The sequence below is a fragment of the Ruegeria sp. P10 genome (genome assembly GCF_056534925.1).
Genome location: NZ_JBQERJ010000004.1, coordinates 197230 through 215572 on the forward strand (window position 1 = coordinate 197230; position 18343 = coordinate 215572).

At 58.9% G+C, this 18343-nt stretch carries 19 protein-coding genes and 1 riboswitch; of the genes, 9 read left to right on the forward strand and 10 right to left on the reverse strand.

The window, feature by feature from the left end; all coding sequences use genetic code 11:
- Positions 1-137: 137 nt before the first annotated feature.
- The 5 genes from ACR0FB_RS08860 to ACR0FB_RS08880 all read right to left on the reverse strand — a co-directional run bounded on the left by ACR0FB_RS08860 (position 138) and on the right by ACR0FB_RS08880 (position 4374).
- Entirely contained in the window at positions 138-806 is a 669-nt protein-coding gene (locus ACR0FB_RS08860; RefSeq protein WP_480619102.1) for a Crp/Fnr family transcriptional regulator, read from the reverse strand.
- A gap of 115 nt (positions 807-921) precedes the next feature.
- On the reverse strand, positions 922-1527 hold the full coding sequence (locus ACR0FB_RS08865) for an inner membrane-spanning protein YciB (RefSeq protein ID WP_480619104.1): 606 nt from the start codon (positions 1525-1527) through the stop codon (positions 922-924).
- Between the two features lie 16 nt (positions 1528-1543).
- A complete protein-coding gene (locus ACR0FB_RS08870) occupies positions 1544-2446 on the reverse strand; it encodes an EamA family transporter (protein WP_171633329.1) in 903 nt (300 codons plus the stop codon).
- Positions 2447-2537: 91 nt separating this feature from the next.
- Positions 2538-3677, reverse strand: coding sequence for a signal recognition particle-docking protein FtsY (ftsY, locus tag ACR0FB_RS08875; protein ID WP_480619106.1), 1140 nt, complete (start codon positions 3675-3677; stop codon positions 2538-2540).
- A 58-nt stretch (positions 3678-3735) separates the two neighbouring features.
- Positions 3736-4374, reverse strand: a complete 639-nt coding sequence (locus tag ACR0FB_RS08880) for a lysoplasmalogenase (protein ID WP_171633324.1) — start codon at positions 4372-4374, stop codon at positions 3736-3738.
- Between the two features lie 140 nt (positions 4375-4514).
- On the opposite strand from ACR0FB_RS08880, the gene ACR0FB_RS08885 reads away from it, so the two are divergent.
- A complete protein-coding gene (locus ACR0FB_RS08885; protein ID WP_245217984.1) occupies positions 4515-4910 on the forward strand; it encodes a hypothetical protein in 396 nt (131 codons plus the stop codon).
- Here ACR0FB_RS08885 and ACR0FB_RS08890 read toward each other — a convergent pair whose 3' ends face one another.
- On the reverse strand, positions 4911-5552 hold the full coding sequence (locus tag ACR0FB_RS08890) for a glutathione S-transferase family protein (RefSeq protein WP_480489891.1): 642 nt from the start codon (positions 5550-5552) through the stop codon (positions 4911-4913). It lies immediately after the preceding gene.
- Positions 5553-5555: 3 nt separating this feature from the next.
- Positions 5556-7040 (reverse strand): exodeoxyribonuclease VII large subunit, encoded by a 1485-nt coding sequence (gene xseA / locus ACR0FB_RS08895; protein ID WP_480619109.1) that lies wholly within the window; start codon positions 7038-7040, stop codon positions 5556-5558.
- 75 nt (positions 7041-7115) lie between these two features.
- Between xseA and purD the strand changes: the two genes are divergently transcribed.
- Entirely contained in the window at positions 7116-8384 is a 1269-nt protein-coding gene (gene purD / locus ACR0FB_RS08900; RefSeq protein ID WP_480619111.1) for a phosphoribosylamine--glycine ligase, read from the forward strand.
- Positions 8385-8518: 134 nt separating this feature from the next.
- On the opposite strand, the gene ACR0FB_RS08905 is transcribed toward purD, so the two are convergent.
- Together ACR0FB_RS08905 and ACR0FB_RS08910 are read right to left on the reverse strand one after the other, a co-directional pair.
- Complete coding sequence (locus ACR0FB_RS08905) at positions 8519-9262, reverse strand: FG-GAP repeat domain-containing protein (RefSeq protein ID WP_210092180.1); 744 nt, start codon at positions 9260-9262, stop codon at positions 8519-8521.
- Positions 9262-9585: a 2Fe-2S iron-sulfur cluster-binding protein gene (locus tag ACR0FB_RS08910; protein ID WP_152457603.1), complete on the reverse strand. Its 324-nt coding sequence runs from the start codon at positions 9583-9585 to the stop codon at positions 9262-9264. The genes ACR0FB_RS08905 and ACR0FB_RS08910 overlap by 1 nt, the downstream gene beginning before the upstream one ends.
- A gap of 127 nt (positions 9586-9712) precedes the next feature.
- Between ACR0FB_RS08910 and ACR0FB_RS08915 the strand changes: the two genes are divergently transcribed.
- Together ACR0FB_RS08915 and ACR0FB_RS08920 are read left to right on the forward strand one after the other, a co-directional pair.
- Positions 9713-10105, forward strand: coding sequence for an OB-fold nucleic acid binding domain-containing protein (locus ACR0FB_RS08915; RefSeq protein ID WP_152459842.1), 393 nt, complete (start codon positions 9713-9715; stop codon positions 10103-10105).
- Positions 10106-10330: 225 nt separating this feature from the next.
- The gene (locus ACR0FB_RS08920) at positions 10331-10717 is read left to right on the forward strand and encodes a hypothetical protein (protein ID WP_171119571.1); all 387 of its coding nucleotides are present in this window, start codon (positions 10331-10333) and stop codon (positions 10715-10717) included.
- Between the two features lie 69 nt (positions 10718-10786).
- On the opposite strand, the gene ACR0FB_RS08925 is transcribed toward ACR0FB_RS08920, so the two are convergent.
- Complete coding sequence (locus ACR0FB_RS08925) at positions 10787-11485, reverse strand: glutathione S-transferase N-terminal domain-containing protein (protein WP_480489898.1); 699 nt, start codon at positions 11483-11485, stop codon at positions 10787-10789.
- A gap of 122 nt (positions 11486-11607) precedes the next feature.
- Positions 11608-11685, forward strand: a riboswitch (SAM riboswitch).
- A 62-nt stretch (positions 11686-11747) separates the two neighbouring features.
- Between ACR0FB_RS08925 and metZ the strand changes: the two genes are divergently transcribed.
- From metZ to ACR0FB_RS08950, 5 genes are all read left to right on the forward strand, one after another.
- Positions 11748-12953 carry an O-succinylhomoserine sulfhydrylase gene (metZ, locus tag ACR0FB_RS08930; protein ID WP_480487200.1) on the forward strand — a complete coding sequence of 402 codons (1206 nt, stop codon included), beginning with the start codon at positions 11748-11750 and terminating at the stop codon, positions 12951-12953.
- 232 nt (positions 12954-13185) lie between these two features.
- A complete protein-coding gene (gene folE2 / locus ACR0FB_RS08935) occupies positions 13186-14289 on the forward strand; it encodes a GTP cyclohydrolase FolE2 (RefSeq protein ID WP_171633305.1) in 1104 nt (367 codons plus the stop codon).
- Positions 14290-14572: 283 nt separating this feature from the next.
- On the forward strand, positions 14573-15223 hold the full coding sequence (locus tag ACR0FB_RS08940) for a hypothetical protein (RefSeq protein ID WP_209833433.1): 651 nt from the start codon (positions 14573-14575) through the stop codon (positions 15221-15223).
- 52 nt (positions 15224-15275) lie between these two features.
- Positions 15276-16724 carry a TrkH family potassium uptake protein gene (locus tag ACR0FB_RS08945; protein ID WP_171723490.1) on the forward strand — a complete coding sequence of 483 codons (1449 nt, stop codon included), beginning with the start codon at positions 15276-15278 and terminating at the stop codon, positions 16722-16724.
- Positions 16724-18298, forward strand: coding sequence for a thiamine pyrophosphate-binding protein (locus tag ACR0FB_RS08950; RefSeq protein WP_480619114.1), 1575 nt, complete (start codon positions 16724-16726; stop codon positions 18296-18298). The genes ACR0FB_RS08945 and ACR0FB_RS08950 overlap by 1 nt, the downstream gene beginning before the upstream one ends.
- Positions 18299-18343: the final 45 nt, after the last annotated feature.

Genomic DNA, 18343 nt, shown 5'->3' on the forward strand with positions numbered 1-18343 from the left:
CGCAGTGAATGCGTATGGCTCAGATACAGGGAGAGGTCAGTGGACAGATATCGGGGATGATTCTCTGACCTCCTACGGTAACAATCTCACGTTAGGTCAAAGCGTAATCGATGGTCTGTGAACAAGATCACACCGGATCAAATAATATCTGAATCAGCCAGTTCTCGCAGGGCTTCAAAATCATGGATCAGCAAACCGCCACGAGAGGCTTCGACCATGTTGTCGCGTTTCCAGATCGAGATGGTTTTGGATACTGCCTCGCGTGTGGCACCGACAAATTCGGCCAGTTCGCTCTGCGACAGGGTGATGCGCGCGGCCGGGTCGTCCTGTAAACTGGACAGGTGCAGCAGCTTGCGGGCCAGCCGAATAGGCATGGGCAGAAAGACCTGCTCGTTCAGTTGCAGCCCCATCCATCGCATCCGCAATCCGGCCAGACGGATCATATCCACGGCAAGGTCAGGCTGTTGTCTGATCTGGTTCATAACGTCGTTGCGGCGCACACGCAGTACACGCGACTGTTCTGCCGCCGCAATGGTGGCCGTACGCGGACCATTGTCGAACAACGCGATCTCACCAAAGACTTCGCCGGGGCGCATCAGGGTAAGCGTCAGTTTGCGGCCGCTCATGGCCAGAAAGGAAACCTCTAACGTGCCTTCCAGAATGGCATAGAGAGAGTCGCCCTCGTCACCTTGTTCAAAAAGTATTTCACCTTGGGACAGAGATATGTCGGTCGCTTGCGCCGAAAGCATTTCTCTGAGCCCGTCGGAGGCTTCGGAAAGGAAGCCGCTGTTGGGAAAGGCCGTCATGTGTGCACCGATCTTGGGCAAGCTGTGAGTGTGGGTGGTGGCACAACTTCCCATAGCTCGGCGCTCAAGCCAAGAATTTTGTTTGTTTTGGCAGGTCTGGCGGGTGCAGGGGCCGTTATTTCTGCTCGGGATCGTCCATATAGCGTTGCAGAATGCTGAACTGAAGCATCAGGAAGGCCATCAGAGCGATGGGAAAGCCGAAGGTCTCGATCTTGACCCACAGATCCGTCGACATGGTGCGCCAGACGAATTCGTTTGCGGCGGCCAGAACGGCGAAACAGGCGCACAGGCGGCGTGTCAGGATCATCCAGCCTTCGTGCTTCATCGGCAGCATCTCATCCAGCACATAGGCGAGATAGGATTTTTTCTGCATCAGGCCAATGCCGAGGATCAAGGCAAACAGACCATAGACAAGTGTGGTTTTCATCTTGAAGAACCGCTCGTCATTGAACCAGGCCGTGAGACCGCCGAAGAAAATCACCATGAAGGCCGTGAAGATCTGCATCCGGCTGAGTTTGCCGGTCAGATACCACAGGATACCCATTGCCCCCAGCATCAGGGGGACAAAGATAATCGTGGCGACAATGAAGCCGGAATACTCGATCCCGTCGATCAGAAAACTGTCGTCGCGCAGGCGCAGGTAGATGAAGAAGAAGGCCAGCGGGGGGCCAAGTTCCAGAATCTGTTTCAGAAACGGGTTGATGTCTTTTTTGCCTGTCATCTGTACTTCCTGCTGCTTACCCGCCCATTTCAACTATTACGGCGCCAAGTGCAATCAATGCCATCAGGGCAATGCGTCTTGGGCCAACCGTTTCCTTTAGCGCAAGCCAGCCGATCAGCGCAGCGAAGACTGTTGAGGTTTCGCGCAGAACGGCTGCTTCACCGACCTTATCCAGCCGGGTGGCCAGCATGATTGCCCCGAAGGACAAAGGAGCGATGATACCGCCAGCGAGGCCGCGCAGCATCAGCGGGCCAGGTGCAGGTCTGTGTGCCATCACGCGCCACCTGAGATATGCGTAGATCGGCATGGCCGCGCCGTCGATCATGAAGAACCAGGCCAGAAAGGTGAACGGATCGGCGGTGGCGCGAATGCCATAGGCGTCATAGGTGGTGTACAGGGCCACAAACAGGCCAGTGATGATCGCCAGTGTCAGCGCGATACCCAGCGTATCCCTGTTGGTTTCCAGGAACCTGAAGTTGTAGGCGGCCAACCCAAATATCCCGGCCAGCAAGGTGGCCACGCCCAGCCATTGAACGGCCGAGAATGTTTCGCCGAACAGAAGATAGGCACCGATGACGGTGAATAGCGGACCCGTACCGCGCACCACCGGATAGACGACGGTGTAAGAGCCTTTGGTATATGCCATGGCTTGCAGGGTTTTGTAGGCGATGTGGATCAGCCAGACGAGCGCGAAGATCGGCCACATATGAGGTTCGGGCCAGGGCACCACGAAAAAGGCGAAGGGGGCGGCCATGAGGCAATAGCAGGCGTCGATGGCGCCGCGGGACAGCCACGGGTCGTGTCTGCCTTTTTGCAGTGCACCGAAGACCGCGTGCAGGAACGCCGCCATCAAAGCCAGCGCCAATGCCAGCTGGTGTCCGGCTTCGGTGCCTTCGAGAGAGATCAGCCAGTCGCTCAAATACGCGGACCTTTTGCGGAGCGGAGAAGGTGGGGGGCTGTCTGCCCCCCCACACCCCCCGAGGATATTTGGGGCCAGATGAAGCCTAAGATCAGCCTTTGTCGAGACCGGTGAGGGCGGCAGCGAATTCTTCGGGGTCGAAAGGGGCAAGGTCGTCGATCTGTTCGCCGACGCCGATCGCGTGGATGGGCAACCCGAATTTGTCCGCCAAGGCAACAAGAACACCGCCCTTGGCCGTGCCATCCAGCTTGGTCATGACCAGACCGGAAACGTCCGCCAGTTTGCGGAACGTTTCCACCTGGCTCAGCGCGTTCTGACCGGTGGTGGCGTCGAGTACGAGCAAAGTGTTGTGCGGAGCAGTGTCATCAACCTTGCGGATGACGCGGACGATTTTGGCGAGTTCCTCCATCAGGTCGGTGCGGTTTTGCAGGCGGCCCGCCGTATCTATCATCAGCAGATCAGCGCCCTCTGCCTGTGCACGGGTCAGCGCGTCAAAGGCGAGGCTGGCGGGGTCCGAGCCTTCGGGGGCGGTCAGAACCGGAACTCCGGCGCGATCACCCCAGACCTGCAACTGTTCCACGGCCGCAGCGCGGAAGGTATCGCCGGCGGCGATGACGACCTTTTTGCCGGCCTCTTTGAACTGGCTGGCCAGTTTTCCAATTGTCGTGGTCTTGCCCGAGCCGTTGACGCCGACGACCAGTACCACTTGTGGTCGTTTGGGATAGACCGGCAGAGGCTTGGCCACAGGCTCCATAACGCGGGCGATTTCTTGTGCCAGAAGTTGCTTGATCTCTGTGGTCGACAGTTTGCGGCCAAAGCGGCCCTCGGCCATGTTCGATGTGACACGCAAGGCTGTGTCGACGCCCATGTCCGAGGCGATCAGCAGTTCTTCGAGCTGCTCCAGCATGTCATCGTCCAGGGTGCGGCGCATTTCCGTGACGGCGCCTCGATTGAACAGGCGGTTCAGGATGCCCTTGGCTTCCGGTATTTCCGGCGGTGGAGCGACAGGCGTGGGGTCAGCCGGGATCGGTGCCGGAGGTTCAGCCGGTTGCGGGGCCGGGGCAGGCTCTGGCACTTCTGGAACCGGTTGCGGATCTGGCTGCGGCTGGGGGATCACAGGGTCCGGAGCCGCCGTCTCCTCGCCGCCATCCTCGACGATGGCTTCCAGCCCTTCTTCAAGACGAGATGAAGATTTGAACAGCTTGTCCTTTAGCTTTGAGAAAAACGCCATACTTGGTCTCCACAGGTGTTCCTTTCACCTAATGCGGATTTGCGGCAGTTGCAAAGGGTCACGCAAATGCAAGGACAAAGCCAAGCTGAGCACCCCAGTAAAGGGGCCATACAAGATAGGGCGTCACCTTGAGGGCCGGATGGTGTGGCGGCAGCAGGAATTTCTCGGTTGCGAGGATCAGATCTGACGCGATGAAGGCCATGGCGGCGGGAAAGGCCCACCGAAGAGGACCGGCATCCGGCAGTGCCAGCACCGTGACCCCCATGCCAAGAATGATGGGGATATATGCCAGAACGGGCCCCTTCAGGTCTCCGGCGCGGGGCGCGAGCAAAGTGGCCATGATGATGCCCAGAATGATCAAGGACCATACAATCGCAGGCGCGCTGAGGATCAGCCCGGCAGAACTGATCGGCAGAGTCAGGAACAGAGCGATATAAGTCAGATGCCCGGCGGCAAATGCGGCGATGCCCATCATGAAGGTGGCATCTGTTTCGCGCGACAGCAGCGCGTCGCCTGTCGCACATAGAGCGAGCGCAAGAACCAACAGCCAAGGCTCACCGTTCATGATGGCGATGACCGCCAGTAGGGCGACTGATGCGGTTTTCAGTACAGTGCGCAAAGAACCGACGGGCCAGGAGGTCAGTGGCAGGTAACCAAGGGCGCAGCCACAGGCGATCCAGAACAGTAGGGTTGTCATGTCATCTCCTCGCCGGTTCAGAATGATCTGATCTGGGGCGTGGCGTGAAATCAACCGCTTACGTTGAGTTAAGCGCCTTGTGAAGGCACCGGTTCAACAGGCGAATGGCATGACCGAAGCGCTTCTGACAAAATGGAAACATGTTCAGGTTCCTGATGATTCTCGCGACTTTGGCCGCACATTCCGTGGCGGCACAAACGCCTTTGTCTGGCTCGGAGTTCGACAAGTATACGCAGGGCAAAACTCTGTTCTACGGGTTCGAAGGTCAGGTTTACGGGGTGGAGCGGTATCTTCCGAACCGTCGTGTGATCTGGTCTTTTCTCGACGGGAATTGCAAGGAAGGTATCTGGTATCAGCAGGGCGAGCAGATCTGCTTTGTCTACGAAGACAGGCTGGATCCGCAATGCTGGGTTTTCACTGAATCCGGTGGCGGTTTGATTGCGCAGTTCGAAGGTAATCCGCAAGCGACTGAACTGTATGAGGCCGAGGATCTTGGGGAAGAAATGGTTTGTTATGGACCGGACGTTGGCGTTTGATCAGTTTGCGCGCAGCTCATCATAATTGATCATGACATGGGTTTGGTAAGCTGTCCTGTCTGTCAAGCCTTCGTAATAGCGGCGCAAGTTGGGCAGTGATGCGCGCGAAATATCGATGTCATAGTAGCGATAGAGTATGTGCCCCAACTGGATATCGGCCAAAGTCAGGCAGGAACCGCACAGGAAAGCGTTTTCAGAAAGTTGCGCATCGGCGATCGCCAGCGTGTTCTCGAGTGCTGTGACGGCCGTTTCGATCGCTTGGTGATCGCGCTCTGTCTGCGGGGTCCGCACGACCCGCCAGAACACAGGTACCGTGAAGGCCATCGCGACATTGATCTTGGCCCATTCTGCCCATTTGTCCACTTCGGCTTGCCGGGTCGGATCGCGTGGCCAGAAATCATCCGCTCCATACATGGAGGCAAGGTAGCGCAGGATCGGCCCCGTCTCCCACAGCGAGGGATTTGGGCCGTCCTGTATCACGGGGATGGTGCCGTTCGGGTTCAGCTTGCGAAACTCATCGGTGTCCAGCAAACCGAACCTGTGCCCGGCATCGTGGCGCTGGAACTCCAGCGCCAGCTCACCCACACACCACATCAGGGCCTGTACATTTGATGATGTTCTTCGGCCCCAGATGGTCAGCATGGCTCAGAACAGTGATCCCTGATCCGGGGTGTCCGGCCTGGGTTTCTTCGAGGGTGATTTCGCGCCCGGGCCGGTGCTGAGAACGCCATCGGCGAATTCGATCTCGAGCGCCGTTTGTTTGGTGGCCTGAGCCTTGGTGGTGATCACATTCCCTTCGGCTCGGACGACCGCGTATCCGCGGTCCAAAGTGGCTTTGTAGCTCAGCGTCTCGCGCAGGCGGTCCGTCGCTTCGAGTTGCTGCTTGAGGCGGCCCAGTCGCGTGGTTTGGGCCGTGTGCATTCGATCGCGCAAACGATCTAGGTTTTGCCGCTGTTGATCGATTTCCCTTTGGATCGGTCGCAAGGACAGGCGCGATGACAGGTTGCGCAGCGATTCCTGTCGCGTCGATATCAAGCTTTGCAGGGTCGAGGGGCGCAGATGAGCAGACAATTCCACCACTTGCAGGCGACGGTTCTGCACCCCGCGTATCAAGGCGGGTGTGAGACGATCTGCAATCAAATCAAGGCGTTGTCTGGGGGAGTTCAACAGACTGTCCGGGCGCGGCAGGGCGCGGGACAAATCGCGCAGCCTTTGCGAACGGCGCTGCACCGCGTCCGTTGCCGCGCGCGACAGGCGCGCAGCTTGTTCTTCGGTCCAGGCGAGCAGTTCGATGCGGACCGGCACGGCCAGCTCTGCCGCAGCCGTGGGTGTAGGCGCGCGGCGGTCCGAGACAAAATCAATCAGGGTGGTGTCGGTTTCATGCCCAACGGCCGAAATCAGCGGTATGTCCGACGCGGCTGCGGCGCGGACGACGATCTCTTCATTGAAACCCCAGAGGTCTTCGATCGATCCGCCGCCACGGGCGACGATGATCAGGTCGGGCCGGGGCAACGCGCCGCCGGGTGTCAGTTGGTTGAAGCCTTCGATGGCGCGGGCTACCTCGGGCGCGCAGTTGGCCCCTTGAACCGCCACAGGCCAGATCAGCACCTTGCGCGGAAACCTGTCCCTGAGCCGATGCAGAATGTCGCGGATCACGGCACCGGAAGGGGATGTCACAACGCCAATGATCTGCGGCAGGTACGGCAGGGGTTTCTTGCGTTCCGGCGCGAACAGACCTTCGGATTCCAGTTGTTTCTTGCGCTTCTCCAGCAGCGCCATAAGAGCGCCCTGACCCGCGACGGAAACCTCATCGACGTTCAGGTTGTATTTGGATTGCGCCCCGAAAGCCGTAAGGCGACCGGTGACGACAACCTCCAGCCCTTCCTCTGGCACGACCGAGAGGCTGGAAACCTGACCTTTCCATGTCGTGCAGGCCAAAACGTTCCGGTCGTCCTTGATGTCGTAATACAGATGCCCGGATCGGGCTTTGAACACGCGCCCAACCTCACCGCGTACTCGGATTCGGCCGAATGAGCCTTCCAGCGTCCGTTTCACCTCACCCGAAATTTCGGACACTGTGTATTCAGGGGTGTTTTGGCCCGGAATCGGGTCATCAAGCAGGTCGGACATTTCAGCGCCTTGTTTCAAATGCGCGCCCAGCTTAGAACGCCGCGCAGGCAAGGCCAAGCAGATCGGAGAGCTTTCATGAATATCCTCATTCTCGGCAGCGGAGGGCGCGAACACAGCCTGGCATGGGCAGTGCTGCAAAACCCCAAATGTGACCGTCTGATCGTGGCGCCGGGCAATGCGGGGATCGCGCAGATCGCTGACTGTGCCGCTCTGGATGTTGAAAACGGCGGGGCTGTTGTCGGCTTTGCCGAAGAAAACGCGATTGATTTCGTGATCGTTGGGCCCGAGGCGCCTTTGGCGGCCGGTGTGGCTGATCGGTTGCGCGAAGCCGGAGTATTGGTTTTTGGGCCCTCAGCCGAGGCGGCGAAGCTGGAAGCGTCGAAAAGCTTCACCAAGGAAATCTGCGACGCGGCCAACGCCCCCACCGCAGCTTATGCCCGGTTTACCGAAGCCGAACCCGCCAAAGCCTATATCCGCAAACAGGGCGCACCGATTGTGGTCAAGGCTGATGGTCTGGCCGCAGGCAAGGGCGTTATCGTTGCGATGGACGAAACGACCGCACTGGACGCCATTAACGACATGTTTGGCGGTGCTTTTGGCGGTGCCGGTGCAGAAGTCGTCATTGAAGAATTCATGGATGGGGAAGAAGCCTCGCTGTTCGTTCTGTGTGATGGTGAGGACATTCTCTCAGTCGGCACGGCCCAGGATCACAAACGGGTTGGCGAGGGCGATACCGGGCTGAACACGGGCGGGATGGGCGCGTATTCTCCGGCGCCGGTGTTGAGCGAAGAGGTGGAGGCGCGCGCGATGGAAGAGATCGTGCGCCCTACCATCGCCGAGATGAAGCGCCGGGGAACGCCGTTTCAGGGCGTTCTTTATGCAGGTTTGATGATCAAGGACGGGCAGCCAAGGCTGGTTGAATACAACGTCCGCTTCGGTGATCCGGAATGTCAGGTGTTGATGATGCGGTTGGGCGCGCAGGCGATGGACCTGATGCACGCCGCGGCCGAGGGCAGGTTGGGTGAAATGCGGGTGAATTGGGCGGATGACCATGCGATCACGGTTGTAATGGCGGCCAATGGTTATCCGGGTGCTTACAAGAAAGGCACTGCGATCAAAGGGCTTGAAGGCCTGCCGGAAGACAGCCAGAACATGGTGTTCCACGCTGGTACAAAGAGTGTCGATGGGCAGGTGGTTGCATCGGGCGGGCGTGTGCTGAACGTGACCGCCCGTGGGAGCACGCTGAAAGAGGCGCGCGACCGGGCCTATGAAATGGTTGAAGCTGTGGATTGGCCTGACGGGTTTTACCGGCGCGATATCGGATGGCGTGCCCTGGAAGGTTGACGGGGCAGGGCGGTTGACCCCTCGGCTTTGCGGCTTCCCGGCGCTGTGCGCGTTCGCGGTCGAAATCGTCCATTGGACGAATTCCTTTCAACCGCTCACGCCCCGGGATATTTTTGGCTAGATGAAGAGGCGGATCAGCAGTTCAGGGCTTGGGCAAGGCTTTTGCGGCCGTGGAACGGGCCCCGGTCGGATGTGATCCAGCCGTTGTCGTAGAAGACGCTGACGATCCGCGTCCAGTCGGCGCTGGCCACGATCAGTTCCGGGCGGTCGCCGCAGGTGCGCAGACCACCGGAAATGAAATCTTCACCGATCCTGTGGTTGGTCAATCCGGGCAGAGCCGCGACTTCGCCCAGGGCGTTGTCTTTGTAGCGCCAGATGCGCAGCGTTTTGGCAAGGTGCGGACGATCAATATAGGCGATCTCGACATGTCCGTCGCCGTCCAGGTCGGCTGCCCCGATCGGGGCGAGCCAGCGGAAGCGGGTACCGATATGAGGCGTGGCCGCGATCTTGTCTCCGGCGGCGTCGTAGATCGCAAGTTGAGCCCCTGATTTGTCGTGGGATTCAACGACAATTGCTTCGCGCGCGCCGTCCAGGTTGACGTCTGCCAAACGCGGAGCGAGGTCTTCGAACACGCGATCCTGCGGCAGTCGAACAGTTACGACCGTAGTGTCGGTCGTGAATTCCACCGCGCCATATTCGATCGTATCACCCAGGACGCCATGGGCGTAACGGGTGGTTGGCTCTGTGAAGCGGGCGTCGTTGATGGTTTCCGCCGCGCCAGCCGGTTGCAGCGAGAGCCAAAGTCCGAAAGATAGCAAAGCGCCGCGTGCCCGGCGTTGACAAAAGCGGCGGGGCAGGCGCGGCACATTGTTGTGCATCAGATCTGTTTTTCGGGCATCTGAACGACCAGACCGTCTAGCGCGTCGGTGACCTTGATCTGGCAGGTCAGGCGTGAGCGGGCCGGGTCGGGCTCATAGGCAAAGTCCAGCATGTCTTCTTCCATGTCATCCTTGGCCGGGATTTTCTCGACCCAGTCGGGGTGGACGTAAACATGGCAGGTCGAGCAGGCGCAGGCGCCGCCGCAATCGGCCTCGATGCCGGGAATGTTGTTGTCACGGGCCCCTTCCATGACGGTCAGTCCGTTGGCGACCTCGACTGTGTGTTCGGTACCGCCGTGCTCGACATAGGTGATCTTTGCCATTGCGTGCGTCTTCCTTTTGCGATGTTCGATTTCTTCCTTAGTGAAGGCATTTAGGTCTTTCCAGCCTCATTTGCGACTCAGCGCGCCGTGTCTGGACTTTCTTGTCGTTTGTTCTATTTTTGTTCTCATGCTTGTTACACCCATTCGCCCTGTGGTTTCAAACCGGGATTGGCCGCGCCCGCCGTCCTGTCTGCCTTCCAGCCAACTGGATTCCCCGCCCGAGGGCGCGCGCGTGGCTGTGGCCGGGCTTGTGATCCTGCGGCAGAGGCCGGGGACGGCCAAGGGCGTGATCTTTCTGACGCTTGAAGATGAGACCGGGATCGTGAATGTGGTGGTCTGGCGCAAAATTTACGAACGGTTCCGCCGTGCGGTGATTTCGGGGCGGTTGCTGAAGGTGACGGGCCGGATGCAGCGGGCGCATTCAGTGACCCATGTGATTGCGGAAGAAATCGAGGATATTTCGGGGATGCTGGATATGCTGGTGCAGGGCGCAGGGGCGGCCTGCCGTGACGGACAATAGCGGGCGGCTGCCTTGCCGCCTTGCGCCCAGCAAGACCTGTGCGCCGATGAATGTCGGTAAGTTTCCGCATATCACGCTGGGTCAGAGGCGCTTTTCCGCCAATTCGGCATTGGTCGGTCGACTCTTTGATGTCGTGTTAGTACTGCGGTCATCTCTATGCGTCGGCCTGTGTCTGAACGCAGGCGCGACGGCACGCTACTCAACATCTTCTCAGAGTCAGTTCAGATGCCCGAAGTAACACGAAATGGATCGTTCGAAAAAACCGTCCAGCTGGATGAAAGCCAGATTGCCGGTCGCCTTGGCGAACTGTTGGAGCATACGCGTTCAAAAGGATACGTGCATACCGCCAGAATGATCGAGGAAGCATTGAGTGCCCACTCTTTCGAGCGCAGACACCTTGGGAACACCCAAAAATACCTCTCGGAATTGCAGCGTCTAAAGCGCAAAGAGATGACACGCTTGGTGAGGGAAACGGATGGGAAGAAGCAAGCGGCTTTTGTCCTGACGCCCCGGATGCGCGTTGACCACAGAAATCCTGCCGCGCTGCGCAGTGGAGCTTGGAGGAACACCCCGATGCCTTTCCCGGCAGAACCCGAATTCAAGTTTCGCTAGCCGAACCTGCCGTGGCCAAGGCGGACAGGGTTGATGATCCGCGTCAATCCAAACGGGTTTTCAACGCAGTCATCGTTTGAACAAGACCTCCTGCGCCTGCTTGTCACGATTGTCTCCTCGCAGCTCTGCGTGCAGAGCGCGCCCGGCCTGAACACCGGGGCGGGCGCCGACGGTCTTCAGCCAGCGCGCAAAGTGGGGTTTGTCCTCCAGCACTTGCTGCTGCCCTTCCCACAGGCTGGCCCAGCCCCAGATCGACATGTCTGCAATTGAATAGAAGTCTCCGGCAACGTATTCGTTCTCGGCCAGCCGTCTGTCGAGCACCCCGTACAGACGACCGACCTCGGCCCGGTAACGATCTTTGGCATAGGGCAGGTCCTGTGGCGGGTTCAGTTGCGGGGCGTATTTCAGGAAGTGATGCGCCTGACCGGCCATCGGGCCAACACCGCCCATCTGCCACATCAGCCATTCTTCGACGGCGATCCGGTCACGCTCGGTCCTGCCATAGAACTGCCCGGTCTTGCGGGCCAGATACATCAGAATTGCCCCGCTTTCAAAAACCGAGATCGGTGCACCATCCGGCCCGTCACGGTCCACGATTGCGGGCATACGGTTGTTCGGGGCGATCTTCAGGAACTGCGGGTCGAACTGATCGCCCTTTCCGATATTGACCAGATGCGTGGTGTAGGGCAGCTCCATCTCTTCCAGGGCGATGGACACTTTCCAGCCGTTCGGTGTAGGCCAGAAATACAGATCAATCGGGTCGGCCATGTGTTCTCCTGATGTTGAAGGGATCATGCGGGTTTCTGCCGGTTCGGCAAGTACCGCTTACGAAAGCGTGACCGAAACGCAGGCCGGGCTTGACCGCAAACCGCCCGAGGCGTATTGCCATCCCAATGCTTCGTGGCGATTTGTTACCGGATTGCGGGCCACGCTAAACAACACCGCTAAAAGGTCAGGATGAAAGACCCCTTTCGCTTGGCCGCGTCTGGGGTTTTTTGTTTGCCTCCTCCGGAGGCTGAAAGGGAATGAGATGAGCGAGAACTGGAACAAACGCACCCAAGCCGTCCATGGCGGTGTCCGCCGCAGTCAGTACAACGAGGTGAGCGAGGCGATTTTCCTGACGCAGGGCTTTGTGTACGAAACCGCCGAACAGGCCGAAGCCCGGTTTCTGGAATGCGGCCCTGATGAGTTCATTTATGCCCGCTATGGCAATCCGACGGTCTCGATGTTCGAACAGCGCATCGCGGCCCTTGAAGGTGGCGAGGATGCGTTTGCGACGGCTTCGGGCATGGCAGCGGTGAACGGTGCGCTGACCTCTATGCTGAAGGCCGGGGACCATGTTGTTTCAGCAAAGGCATTGTTCGGGTCCTGCCTGTACATCCTCGAGAACATCCTGACCCGTTTTGGCGTCGAGGTGACCTTTGTGGACGGCACCGATCTGGAGCAATGGCAGGCAGCGATCCGCCCGGACACCAAGGCGGTCTTCTTCGAATCGATGTCGAACCCGACTCTTGAAGTGATCGACATCGCATCCGTGTCCAAGTTGGCCCATGCCGTCGGGGCGATTGTGGTGGTGGACAACGTGTTTTCGACGCCCGTCTTTTCGCGCGCGATAGAACAGGGCGCGGATGTGGTCGTTTATTCGGCGACCAAGCATATTGACGGACAGGGCCGTGCGCTGGGCGGCGTCATCATCGGCACCAGGGAGTTCATCCGCGGAACCGTTGAGCCGTATCTGAAGCACACCGGCGGCGCGCTCAGCCCGTTTAATGCCTGGGTCATGCTCAAAGGTCTGGAAACCATGGCGCTGCGCGTCAATGCGCAGGCCGACAGTGCACAAAGGATCGCCGAGGCGCTGGAAGGGCACCCGGCGCTGGCGCGCACTCTTTACCCAGGTTTGAAGACCCACGCGCAAAATGCTCTGGTTCAATCGCAACTTGGTGGAAAAGGCGGGACTGTGTTGTCCCTGGATATCAAGGGCGGCAAGGACGCGGCTTTTGCTTTCCTGAATGCGCTGACCATTCCTGTGATCTCGAACAACCTGGGCGATGCCAAGTCGATCGCGACGCACCCGGCGACCACAACGCACCAGCGTCTGAGCGATGCGCAGAAGGACGAGCTGGGCATTACGCCGGGCCTGATCCGTTTTTCCGTAGGCCTGGAAGACGCCGAAGACCTGCTGGCTGACATCCAGCAGGCATTGGAGGCTTCGCAGAAGCAAACAGCAGCACAGTGAAAAGCCTCTTGCCCGTCGGGGCCGTCGCGTTGTCTGTGAACGCGGCGTCTTTTCGGGTGGTATTCGCGGTTGAAGCCTGGCCTTTATGTCTGCGAAAGGCGTATTTCGTTGCAGAATGACGGTTTTGCGCCGGTTTTTTCAATCCGGACTGCTATTGCCTGCGTATTGGGTTAAACTGGTAAATCACCTGTAGTCGTATATATTCCTACGACCAATCGAGGAACCGCAGCCGATGAACATTCACCCGCGCGACATTGATGAGACCCCGGATAAAGAACAAGCCGCCGAGGCCCTGAAGGTTCTGCGGCAATGGGCGGAATCTGCGACGGCATCCGAGATCACCCAGCTGGATCCGGCTATTGCGCGGCTGGTGCCCGGCCTGACGCAGGTGAACTATCCTTCGCTTTCGCGCGAGTACCCGGAGGGTTTCTCGGTTGACGCGAATTACCGCGCGTCTTTGCCCGACTTGCAAAACGGCCCGTCCAGCTTGATACGCGGTGCCAAGCAGCAGATCCAGCATGTTGGCATCTCGAACTTTCGCCTGCCGATCCGTTTCCATCGGAAAGATGGGGAAGACCTGACGCTTGAGACGTCTGTTACGGGCACCGTCAGCCTTGAGGCTGAGAAAAAGGGCATCAACATGTCCCGGATCATGCGGTCTTTTTACAAACATGCCGAGCGTACTTTCAGCTTTGAAGTCATGCAGGCGGCGCTTGACGACTATATGACCGACCTGGACAGCTTTGACGCGCGTATCCAAATGCGGTTTTCTTACCCCGACAGGGTCAAGAGCCTGAGATCGGGTCTGGAAGGATATCAGTATTATGACATCGCTCTGGAACTGGTGGAGTCCGGCGGCGTGCGCCAGAAGATCATGCATCTGGACTATGTCTATTCCTCGACCTGCCCGTGCTCTCTGGAGCTGAGCGAACATGCCCGTGCCATGCGGGGACAATTGGCAACACCGCATTCGCAACGTTCCGTCGCGCGAATTTCCGTGGTCGTGGATTGCGATGCCGATTGTCTTTGGTTTGAAGACCTGATCGAGTTGTGCCGACGCGCGGTGCCGACCGAAACTCAGGTCATGGTCAAACGCGAAGACGAACAGGCTTTTGCCGAGTTGAACGCAGCCAATCCGATTTTTGTCGAAGATGCAGCGCGCTTGTTCTGCGCGGAATTGCTGGCCGATCATCACGTCGGTGATTTTCGCGTTGTCGCAAGCCATCAGGAAAGCCTGCACAGCCATGACGCCGTGTCGATTCTGACCGAAGGCCCAACCTTCGCCGCGTCCAGCCTGGACCCGAAACTGTTCACGACCCTGTTTCACGTTGGCTGAACTTCTCGGGTAAGTGGCTAGAATTTAATCAGAGAATTATCTGATCGGCGCTCATTCGCCGCAATGCAGCAAAAATGCTGCAATTGCGTGAGAAACTCCTGTATCCTGACGGGGAATGCAGCTTCGGCACACCGGCGTGCTCAATGGTGTGTCATCCCAAAGGAAGCCGAGACGTGAGACGCCTTGGACTGCAAGACCCCAACCTCCGCCCGGATCCCCCGAGCGGGCAGGGCGCTTTACCCTCTCTCTTCGGGCTGCATCGTTTTCACAGGAGATCTATGGAATGAATTCGATTACCCAACCGCTGGAGCTTCAGGCCGCGGCTTTACGCATGGCTGGCTATGCGATCGTCAACCAGATCAAGATCGCACAGATCATGACTCGTTCAGCACTTGAACTGCCGATGGTGTCGGTCCACGCGCTACACCTGGCAGCGTCAGCACCGGGTCCAGCGGTGGAAACTCCGGCGGCAAAACCGGTGGCCAAACCCGCTGCGACGCGCAAGAAACGCGTACCGGCGAAATCGCCAACGACCAAGAACAAGCTGGCCCGCAAACCTGTACCGACCAAACCGGTGACCAAGCCGGCGGCAAAACCGGTTGAGTTTTCAGCCAGTCCGCGGCCCACGGCAGCACCCCCGGCAGCAGCCAAACCGACACCTGCGGTTAGTGACAAAACAGCGGTAAAACCTGTTGAACCCTCGGCGACACCTGCGGCCGAAACCGTGTTGCCCGTAACACCCAAGCCCGCCCCCGCAAAACCGGCGCCTGTCCAGGCAGCGCAGGTCAAGCCGACACCGGCCGATCCTGCCCCGGCCAAGGTGCAGGCAAAACCAGCCCCGGTGACGGAACCGCGCAAACCGCAGGCGCGAAAAACTCGTGCCCCGTCCAAACCACCCGTGATGCCCGAAGCAGATGTAAAAACTGACGGGTAAACCGGGATCATCTGCTTGACACGGTCGGGTTGGCGCGCCAACGCTGCGCGTCATGATGGATCTTCGCCCGGTCGGATATGTGATTGGCTTGCTGGTCGCCATTCTTGGGGCGACCATGCTGCTGCCTATGCTCGCGGACATTATCGAAGGTCGCGGCGAATGGAATGTATTTCTGGAAAGCGCGATAATCACGATGCTGACCGGATCCGTTCTTGCGATGAGCTGTTCCAACGGCGTGGGCGAGGGTCTGACCATCCGGCAGACCTTTTTGCTGACAACCGGCGTTTGGGTCGCGCTGCCGGTGTTTGGTGCAATCCCGTTTCTGTTCGGTGAAACCGAACTGCGCTTTGTCGATGCCTATTTCGAGGCGATGTCGGGCCTTACGACGACCGGTTCGACTGTGATATCAGGGTTGGACACGCTGCCGCAGGGGCTTTTGTTGTGGCGCGGTATCCTGCAATGGCTGGGGGGCATCGGCATTATCGTTGTTGCGATGGTGTTCCTGCCGGAATTGCGGGTTGGTGGCATGCAAATCTTCCGATCGGAAGGGTTTGAGACCATGGGGAAAATCCTGCCTCGCGCGCAGGAGATTGCGGGACAGATTTCCCTGATCTACGTCTTCCTGACACTCGTATGCGTGCTGGTCTATGCCGCATTGGGGATGAGTTTTTTTGACGCGTTGGTGCATGCTTTCACGACGGTGTCCACGGGTGGTTTCTCGAACTATGATGCCTCGTTTGGAACATTTTCAGGCCCGGCCGAATATGCTGCATCCGTCTTCATGATTCTGGCGGCTCTGCCCTTTGTGCGATATGTCCAATTGGCCAATGGTCATACGGCGTCCTTATGGAAAGACAGTCAAATCCGGGCATTTCTGGCGACCATTCTGGTTCTGGTTGTCATCATGTCAGTCTTTCTGACCTCGGTCTTTCCGCATCACTGGGAACAGGCGTTCCGCGAGTCATTGTTCAACATCACCTCGATCATCTCGGGGACAGGATATGCCAGTGTCGATTACATGGGGTGGGGCAGCTTTCCGATCATGTTGTTTTTCCTGATCGGATTGATCGGTGGATGTGCGGGGTCGACGGCGTGTTCGATCAAGATTTTCCGCTATCAGTTGTTGTTCGCCTCGATCAAAAGCCAGATCAAACGGATCCGGTCCCCGCATGGCGTGTTCATGCCGCTCTATGATGGAAGGCCGGTCGGGCGGGACGTTCTGACATCGGTGATGAGCTTTTTCATGTTCTTCGTTTTGTCGATGGGGGTGTTGTCCTGGGCGTTGGCGCTGACAGGTCTGGATTTCGTCACGTCCGTATCCGGGGCCGCGACGGCGCTGGCCAATGTCGGACCGGGACTCGGCGATCAGATCGGACCGGCGGGCAATTTCGCAGGTCTCAACGATACGGCCAAGTGGCTGCTGACTTTCGGGATGCTGGCCGGGCGGCTCGAACTTTTGGCCGTATATGCGATCTTTACCGTTCAATTCTGGAGAGGCTGATGAAAAGACCCCTTGGCGCGCAAATCTCGCATATGCTCAAGGATCGCGGTGTGGATGTGATATTCGGCATTCCCGGTGTCCATAATCAGGAAATGTATCGCGGTATCGAAGAGGCCGGGATCACGCATGTTCTGGCCCGGCACGAACAGGGGGCCGGATTCATGGCTGACGGTTACGCGCGCGCGACCGGGCAGCCCGGCGTCGCCTATGTGATCACCGGTCCCGGCCTGTGCAACATCATGACCCCGATCGGACAGGCCTACAGCGACTCGGTTCCGATGCTGATTCTGTCCTCATGCCTGGATGAAACGCAGGCTGTCCGGGGTCAGTTGCACCAGATGAAAGATCAACGTGCCGCCGCCGGTACGGTTGCGGATTGGTCCGTACAGGCCAACTCCGCCGAAGCTGCCTATGGGCTGATAGAACGGGCGTTTGAAGAATTCGAGCTTTCGCGCCCGCGCCCCAAGCACATTCAGGTGCCCATCGCGCAGTTGCAGGCCGAGGCCGACCCCGCGCCGTTCCCCAACCAGCCCGCGCTGCGCACCAAAGCCTTGCCGCCTGACGTGTCATCGGTCGTGTCCATGTTGAACCTTGCCCGCAGGCCGCTGTTCATCCTGGGTGGCGGATGCAGGTTGAATGATTGGCGTCAGATTTTGACACAGCTGGGGGCGGCCTGTTTTACCACCTATGCCGGGCGCGGGCTGCCGGGCGCAAATTATCTGCTGGATTTCGGGTCCATGTTGCCGCGTCCCGGCAGTGCCGAGGTAATCGCCTCGGCGGATCTGGTGATCGCTGTCGGGGCCGAGCTGGGCGAGGTCGATTTGTGGCGGCAGGATTTGGGGCACAAGGCGACCTTGATACGCGTTGATCTCGACCCCGAGGTTCTGTCTGATCGCCACCGCGCCGCCATCAAGCTGCAAGTCGACAGCCAGAGCTTTGCCCGCGCCCTGTGGCACGCAACCCAGGAGATGAAACCGGCAACAGGCTGGTCACCCGAGGAAGTGGCCGATGCGCGGGCGCGCTGGCGTGCTGAGGTGGATGCCGAGCGGCCCGGAATCGTACCGATCGCAGATGCCCTGCGCGCGGCCATGCCGGCCGACACCATGATCTATTCGGACATGACGCAGTTTGCCTATGTCGCCAAAGAGGTGTGGGACATGGCCTTCCCCCATCATTGGCACCACCCGACGGGGTTTGGCACTCTTGGCTACGGGTTGCCCTCCGGTATCGGCGGGGCGGTTGCCCGACGCGGCAAACCCACGGCGGTTATCGCCGGGGATTACGGGTTCCATTACACGATGCAGGAACTGGGCGTGGCGGTTGAACTGGGATTGTCGCTTCCGATCATTCTTTGGGACAATGGCAAACTGAAGGAAATCGAGGACAGTATGGTGCGCAGCCAGATCGCGCCCAACGCGGTCATGGCGCACAATCCCGATTTCTGCAAACTTGCCGAAGCCTTTGGTGCGCGCTCCTCGGCGCCTTCGAATGTAGCAGAGATGCAAAGTGCAGTAAGGGCCGCATTCGATGCGCCTGTGCCGACCTTGATCCACGTGACACCTGACATTCTGTAACGAAAAAGCGCCGCACTTTCATGCGGCGCTTTTTTTTGAGGTGCT